The 664-nt window shown below is 45.8% G+C and carries 1 protein-coding gene; it reads right to left on the minus strand.

Features of this window, described 5'->3' with window-relative positions; all coding sequences use genetic code 11:
• Nucleotides 1-651: alanine racemase (locus tag A3766_RS21480; RefSeq protein WP_197479671.1), on the minus strand; the 651-nt coding region annotated here is incomplete at its 3' end.
• Nucleotides 652-664 lie beyond the last annotated feature (13 nt).

Genomic DNA, 664 nt, shown 5'->3' on the forward strand with positions numbered 1-664 from the left:
CGCCTTCTTCGGTAACAGCTTCGCACTCCGCAAAAAAGGAGATAAAGATGAAGCAATGGGCAAACTTGGTTTTTCAATTACCTTTAAAATGGGGGCAGCAATAAATGCGGCAGGCACATGATGCTCCAGAGTTGGAATATCAAAGTCGCTGGGCTTAACCAGAGCTGACGAAACTGCTAATTCATTCCTAAAATCGCCTTGCTGATACAAGGAATAAGTTGGGCTTCCCCCTGCGTTTAAACATAGCCCTTCATGAGAACCAAATACTTCGTCAACCACATTAACAAAACGCTGATAGCTACTTTTTGCAGCACGAGCCACGACAGCCCTTCCTTCCAAAATATTAAGCGCCTTGGCAACGTGGTAGTCGTAACCCATTAGTCCGCTAAGGCTCAATAAATCAGATTGTTTAATACGCTCTAGACAAGACCTAAACTCACTCATGTCAGCAAAGCCACCACGATGCAAACCCACGTCGACCTCAAGGTTAACCTTCATCTTGAGCCCTGACTCTAAAGCAACAGCCTCGTACTCGTTCAAGCGTTCATTTGAGTCAATCAGCCATTGAACTTGCTCTGCTGGCTCAAAGTCTAGCGGCTCACCTTGCTTCTCATACCACTGATAGAAAGCTCTAAGCGCCATGACAGGCATAGGTTTTCCTAAC

The organism is Oleiphilus sp. HI0132 (assembly GCF_001635845.1).